The sequence below is a fragment of the Streptomyces sp. B1866 genome (assembly GCF_031932565.1).
Classification (GTDB): domain Bacteria; phylum Actinomycetota; class Actinomycetes; order Streptomycetales; family Streptomycetaceae; genus Streptomyces.
Genome location: NZ_JAVSCF010000050.1, coordinates 21,939 through 28,541, shown reverse-complemented (window position 1 = coordinate 28,541; position 6,603 = coordinate 21,939). Strand labels below are relative to the sequence as shown.

Sequence of the window (6,603 nt, the reverse complement as noted above, 5' to 3'; positions counted from 1 at the left end):
ACCAGGTCAGACCTTAAAGAACAAGCTCAGCAGCCGGGCGGCCGGGCTGGATTGGTCATCGTGGGCGGGCCGGGTTCGCTCAGCGTGGGGGCGGGCCGGGCGTTCAGCGCGCGCGGCCCGAGCGCGCGGCCCGGGCGATGGCGACCACCGCCTTCTCCAGTGCGAACTCCGGATCGTCACCTCCTCCTTTGACGCCCGCGTCGGCCTCGGCGACAGCGCGCAGGGCCGCCGCGACCCCGTCCGCCGACCAGCCGCGCATCTGCTGCCGCACCCGGTCGATCTTCCAGGGCGGCATGCCCAGCTCGCGTGCCAGGTCGCCGGGCCGGGCGCCGCGCGGCGCGGCGGCGAGCTTGCCTATGGCGCGCACGCCCTGGGCGAGGGCGCTGGTGATGAGCACCGGTGCCACGCCCGTGGCCACGGCCCACCGGAGCGCCTCCAGCGCCTCGGCGGTGCGCCCCTCCACGGCGCGGTCGGCGACGGTGAAGCTGGACGCCTCTGCGCGGCCGGTGTAGTAGCGGGCGACGACGGCCTCGTCGATCGTGCCCTCGACGTCGGCGGCGAGCTGGGCACAGGCGCTGGCCAACTCGCGCAGGTCACTGCCGATGGCGTCGACCAGGGCCTGGCATGCCTCGGGCGTCGCGGAGCGGCCGACGGTGCGGAACTCGGCGCGCGCGAAGGCCAGGCGGTCGGCGGGCTTGGTCATCTTCGGACACGCCACCTCGCGCGCCCCGGCCTTGCGGGCCGCGTCGAGCAGCGCCTTCCCCTTGGCCTGACCGGCGTGCAGCAGCACCAGGGTGATCTCCTCGGCTGGCGCGGCGAAGTACTCCTTGACCTCCTTGACCGCGTCGGCCGACACGTCCTGCGCGTCGCGCACCACGACCACCTTGCGCTCGGCGAAAAGGGACGGGCTGGTCAGCTCGGCGAGCGTGCCGGGCCGCAGGGCGTCGGGGGTCAGCTCGCGCACGTCGGTGTCGGGGTCGGCCGCGCGGGCCGCCAGCACGACCTGCCGCACGGCGCGGTCGAGCAGCAGGTCCTCCTGGCCCACGGCGAGAGTCACGGGGGCGAGCGGGTCGTCGGTCGTCGTCTTCCTGGCCATCGCGGTCCAGCATCCCACGGGCCGCTGACAGGCCCGCCCGGCGCGGACCGCCGCTGGGCCCGCGCGGCCGCTGTCCGACAATGGCCGGGTGACCGATGGACGAGGGAACGGCGGGCGGCACGTCCTGGTGCTTCCGGACCGCGACGCGGCGCAGGAGGCGGCCCGCCTGCTGGTGGAGCGCTTCGGTGCCGAGCAGGAGCCGGAGCTGGTGCGGGACGCGCTGGCCGGCGAGGACGACGCCGAGGACGCACAGTGGCTGGTGGTGGTCGAGGACCCGGAGGGGCGGCTGGACGAGGGCGCGCTCGACGCGTTCGCCGCCGGGTACGAGGGCTGGCTGGAGCGGGACTGACGGCGGCGGCCCCGGCGGCGCCCCGCCGACCTTCCGCCCCGGGCCACGGCCGCGAGCCTCGGCCCCGTCACCGCGACCGGGCCGTCGGTGTCGGTGCGCAGCACCACGGCGCCCTGGGCCCGGAGGGCGGCGACCGTCCACGGCGCCGGATGCCCGTACGGATTGTCCGCGCCGCAGGAGATGACGGCCAGGCGGGGGCGCAGGCGACGCGGCAGCCACGGCTCCTGGTGGGCCGAGCCGTGGTGGGCGACCTTGAGCACGTCCACATCGGACAGCTCCGGATGGGCGGTCAGCAGGGCCCGCTGCGCCGGGGGTTCGAGGTCGCCCAGGAGCAGGAAGGTCAGGCCCGCCGTGCGCACCAGGAGGGTGACGCTCGCGTCGTTCGGCCCGTCGGCCGCCGACCAGCCGACCGCTCCGGCCGCCGGCGGCCACAGCACCTCCCATGACAGGGCTCCGGTCCGGCCCCGCTCCCCCGGCTGGGCGGCGGCAACCGGGATGTGCGCGGCCGCGGCTGCGCGGCGTACGAACGCCGCCTCGCCACGGGGCTGCTCCAGCACGGTCGTCTCCACCGCGCCCACCGCCCGTCCGCGCAGCACGCCCGGCAGCCCGGCCACGTGGTCGGCGTGGAAGTGGGTGAGGACGAGCAGCGGCACCCGGTCGACGGCCAGTGCGCGCAGGCACCGGTCGACGGCCGCCGGCTCCGGCCCGGCGTCCACGACGACGGCCGAGCCGCGCCCGGCGGACAGGACGAGCGCGTCCCCCTGCCCGACGTCGCAGGCCACCATCCGCCAGCCGGGCGGCGGCCAGCCGGTGACCACCCGCGCCAGCGGTGCCGGGCGGACGACCGCGAGCAGCACGGCGAACGCGCAGGCCACGCACGCCCACCGGTGCCGCGCCAGGCGGCGGCCCGCCCATATGGCGGCGGCGGTCGCGGCAGCCATCAGCAGCCCGCCCCACCAGCCGCCGGGCCAGCCCACCGCCGCGCCGGGCAGCCCGGCTCCGAAGCGGGCCACCGCGGCGAGCCAGGCCGCGGGCCACCCGGCCAGCCAGGCCAGGCACCGGGCGGCCGGGAGGGCGATCGGGGCCGCCGCGAGAGCGGCGAAGCCCAGTACGGTGGCGGGGCCGACCGCTGCCTCGGCGAGCAGGTTGCACGGGACGGCCACCAGGCTCACGCGCGCCGTCATGACCACGATGACCGGCGCGCACACCGCCTGGGCCGCGGCGGCGGCCGCCAGCGCCTCGGCGAGGCGCGGAGGGACCAGGCGCCGCCGCAGGGCCGCGCTCCAGCGCGGCGCGACGGTCAGCAGCGCGCCCGTGGCCAGCACCGAGAGCAGGAACCCGTAACCGCGGGCGAGCCACGGGTCGTAGAGCACGAGGGCGAGCACCGCCGCGGCCAGGGCGGGCAGCAGGGAGCGGCGGCGTCCGGTGGCCAGGGCCAGCAGGGTGATCAGCCCGCAGGCGGCGGCGCGCAGGACGCTGGGGTCGGGGCGGCAGACGAGCACGAACGCGAGCGTGAGCGCGCCGCCGAGCACGGCGGTCGCCCGCAGCGGGATGCCGAGCCTGGCGGCGAGACCGCGCCGCTCCGCCCGGGCGGCGAGGTGGGACGGCCCGATGAGCAGCGCGAGCACCAGTGTCAGATTGCTTCCCGAGACGGCGAGCAGGTGCGACAGGTCCGTGGTCCGGAACGCCTCGTACAACTCCGGTGAGACCCGGGAGGTGTCCCCGACGACCAGCCCGGGCAGCAGCGCACGCGCGTCGGGCGGCAGATCCTCGGACGCGGCGCGCAGACCGGCGCGCAACCGTCCGGCCACGCGCTGGTGCGCCGCGGGCTCGCCGGTGCGCCGTGGCGGCCCGCCGCCGTCGGCACGCAGCACCGCCGCGATGCGGTCGCCGTCGCGCAGCGGCGGGACCAAGCGGCCGGACACCCGCAGCCGGGTGGTGGGCAGCAGCCGAAGCCAGTCCGCCTCGGCGCCGGGCCGGGGATGGGCGGTGACCAGCACGGGCGCACGCGTGGCGGTCACCGTGCCGTCGGCGGCGGTGACCTGGGTGGCCTCGGCCTCGAATACCACGGTCGTCGGCGCCGCCGCCGCTCCGCGCACCCGTGGCAGGGCCCGCCGCGGGTCGTCCGTGACTGTCACCGCCACGGTGGCGACCGCGCGCTCCCGGGTCAGCGCGGGCAGCGGGCCGCGGTGCACGTCGGCCGCGTGCAACGCGGCCACGGCCGCCGCGGCGGCGGCGCTGAGCAGGCTTGCGGCGACGGTCACGACCGCGGTGGCCCGTCTCCGCCGCGCGCCGTCCGGCCCGCCGCCCGCCGCTGCCGTCGGCGGTTCGGAGGGGTCGCCGGGGGATCTGCCCCCGGTCTTGCCGGGGCGGCGCGGCCCGTCGCGACCGGCGCCGGAATCGGGTGTGCCGGGGGTCTCGCGGGCTTCTTCCCACCGATCCGGTCGGTGGCCGCCCCGGCGGCCCCGGGGCCCGCGGCGGCCTGGCAGGCCCACCGCGCACAGCAGGACCGCGAGCGCCGCACCCGCCCCGGCGCAGGCGGCGGCCGTCCGGCCGGGCGCGCCGAGGGCCAGCGCCGCCGCGGCCCAGGCGGACAGGGCGGGCGGCACCAGCCGGAGGTCGGGCGGGCCCTCCTGGCGTGGGTTGGACGCGCCCAGCGGTGACGCGGCGGCGGCGTGCACGGGAGCGCGGGCGGACCGCGCGGACGGCGGCGTCACGGCCGGACCAGTGGCCGCAGGTCGGCGAACCGCCGCTCGCCGATTCCGGTGACCTCCCGCAGCTCGTCCACCGAGCGGAAGACACCGCCTCGCTGGGTGCGGTAGTTGATGATGTGCCGGGCCAGCACGGGGCCGACGCCGGGCAGGGCGTCGAGCTGTTCGGCGGTCGCCGAGCTGAGACTGACCGGTGTGCGGGACGCGGCGGCCCCACTGCCCGCCGCCCCGTCCTGCGGTGGAACGCCGGCCGGCTGGGCCGCGCCGCCGGGTGCGCCGCCCGCCGGGCCGCCGGCGGCAGGCGCGCCGACCACGATCTGCTCCCCGTCTGTGAGCACGCGCGCCTGGTTGAGCCCGGCGGTGTCCGCGCCCGGACGCGGTCCGCCCGCTGCCTTGAGCGCGTCGCCGACCCGCGTCCCGGCGGGCAGCCGGTACACGCCCGGCGACCGGACTCTGCCCGTCACGTCGACGACGACCGAGGGGCCGGCCCGGGGCGTGGGCCGCGCGCCGGACGGCGGTACGGCGCCGGGCCGCGGCCCGGCCTCCGGGGCCGCGGTCCGCGGGACGGTGCGGGCCGGAGGGCGCACGGTCTGGGGGCGGCCGGTCCAGAAGTGATGCGCCGCGAAGCCCGCCGCCACGAGCAGCACCACGGCCAGCGCGGCCAGCGTGCGCGGCTCGATGCCGCACCGGAGCTGGAGCCACAGCGGCAGCCGCTCGCGCAGGGCGAGCCACAGTCTGCCCGCGGCGCGTGAAGCGGGCCCGTCGGGGCCGGCGGAGAGGGGGGAGCCCGTCGAACCGGCGGGGTCGGCGGGGCCTTCGTCCGCCGAGAGCTCGCGGGGGCCGTCCGCTGCCGGGGCGGGCAGGGCCTTGACCGTGCTGCCGGCCGGGTCGGGCGGTGGGCCGCCGACCAGCGGCCCGGCCGGGCGGCCAGGGCGGACGGCGGAGACGGTCGGGTCTGTGCACGGTGACGGGCCGAGGAGGAGCGCCGCCGCGCGCTCACCGCGCCGTGACGCCGCGGTGGCACACGCCGCACCGCGCACGCCGCCACGCGGCTCGCCGCGCCGATGGCCGGGCGCGGCGCGGCGCGCCATGCGGCGACGGAGGACGGCTCCCGGGCCGGACGGCGGGCGGCGGACGGCGGACGGTCCGCGCCCGGGGCCGCTGGTTGCTGTGCGTGATCGTGATCCCATGCCGACCAACGGTAGGCGCGGTGGGCGGAACTTGCCGGGCCGCTCGGATTCCCGTGGAAAACCCCTGAGTTGTGGAAAAGTCCGCCACTCGAACGAGCGACCCGAGATCACTGGCGACGAACACTCACTCGGGCTATCGTTACAGTGAGTGACAACGGGGGAAGAAGAAGCAGGGGAGCAGGGAAGAATCAAGGGAGGGAAAAGATGACCACTGACCGATACGGGCGCGGCGCGACAGGGCGGGCGGGACCAGCGGCCCCGTCCGGCGTTTTACCGGGGCGACACGACCGCGCCCACCAGCCCTGGTCCGGTGTGCGCGCCGATCACCGCACCCACCTCGCTCACGTACAGTTCGGCGAGCCCCGGCACCCGTGCCCGCAGCCGCTCCGCCAGTTCCACGGCCCTTTCCTCCGCCGCGAGATGCTGCACGGCGATGTCCACCGGCCTCGGGCCCGCGGCCCGCTCCACCACGATCTCCTCCAGGCGCGCGATGGCCTTCGAGGCCGTGCGCACCTTCTCCCGCAACGCGATCCGTCCGCTGTCCAGTTGCAGCAGGGGCTTGACGGCGAGCGCCGAGCCGAGCAGTGCCTGTGCCGCGCCGATGCGCCCGCCGCGCCGCAGGTAGTCGAGGGTGTCGACGTAGAAGTAGGCCGAGGTGTCCGCGGCCCGCTTCTCCGCCGCGGCGACGGCCTCGTCCAGACTGCCTCCGCTGTCCGCCGTCTCGGCGGCCGCCAGGGCACAGAAGCCGAGCGCCATCGCGACCATGCCGCTGTCGACGACCCGCACCGGCACCCGCGCGTCCCGGGCCGCGAGCACCGCCGCGTCGTACGTGCCGGAGATCTCGGCCGACAGGTGCAGGGAGACCACCCCCGCCGCCCCGGCCTCGGCGGCCGCCTGGTAGGCGGCGGCGAACTTCTCGGGGCCCGGGCGGGACGTCGTCACGGACGTCCGCTTGCGCAGTGCCTGGGCGACCGACCGCGCCGAGACCTCCGTGCCCTCCTCCAGTGCCCGGTCGCCGAGCACCACCGTCAGCGGCACGGCGGTGATGCGATGCCGCTCCAGAGCTCGCTGAGGGAGGTACGCCGTTGAGTCGGTCACGATCGCGACATGGCGGGACATGACTGGGAGGTTATCGGGGGACGTACGGCACCGACAGCGCGCCCCCGCCCGAGTGCCCGTCGGCCGCTCCCCTGCGCGGCGCCTCGCCGCCACGCCGGGAGCCGGGCCACCGGCCACCACGCTCGGGAAACCTGGCCG

The 6,603-nt window shown here is 77.8% G+C and carries 3 protein-coding genes and 2 pseudogenes; 1 reads left to right on the top strand and 4 read right to left on the bottom strand.

The genetic code is table 11. From position 1 onward, the window contains the following. Positions 1 to 103: 103 nt before the first annotated feature. A pseudogene (gene holA / locus RKE29_RS10160) lies at positions 104 to 1,042 on the bottom strand (DNA polymerase III subunit delta); the annotation flags it as partial. Between the two features lie 142 nt (positions 1,043 to 1,184). Between holA and RKE29_RS10155 the strand changes: the two are divergent. Further along, positions 1,185 to 1,445: a hypothetical protein gene (locus tag RKE29_RS10155; protein ID WP_312004807.1), complete on the top strand. Its 261-nt coding sequence runs from the start codon at positions 1,185 to 1,187 to the stop codon at positions 1,443 to 1,445. Between the two features lie 59 nt (positions 1,446 to 1,504). Here the strand turns inward: RKE29_RS10155 and RKE29_RS10150 are convergent. From RKE29_RS10150 to RKE29_RS10140, 3 genes and pseudogenes are all read right to left on the bottom strand, one after another. Continuing rightward, positions 1,505 to 3,625, bottom strand: a pseudogene (locus tag RKE29_RS10150) (ComEC/Rec2 family competence protein); the annotation flags it as partial. Positions 3,626 to 4,158: 533 nt separating this feature from the next. After that, complete coding sequence (locus RKE29_RS10145) at positions 4,159 to 5,247, bottom strand: helix-hairpin-helix domain-containing protein (protein WP_312004804.1); 1,089 nt, start codon at positions 5,245 to 5,247, stop codon at positions 4,159 to 4,161. Between the two features lie 369 nt (positions 5,248 to 5,616). Further along, entirely contained in the window at positions 5,617 to 6,465 is an 849-nt protein-coding gene (locus RKE29_RS10140; RefSeq protein WP_312004803.1) for a DegV family protein, read from the bottom strand. Positions 6,466 to 6,603 lie beyond the last annotated feature (138 nt).

Bases quoted from the DNA above. Each gene is read 5' to 3' on its own strand.
- RKE29_RS10140 (WP_312004803.1), bottom strand. From the start codon at position 6,465: ATGTCCCGCCATGTCGCGATCGTGACCGACTCAACGGCGTACCTCCCT.
- RKE29_RS10145 (WP_312004804.1), bottom strand. From the start codon at position 5,247: ATGGCGCGCCGCGCCGCGCCCGGCCATCGGCGCGGCGAGCCGCGTGGC.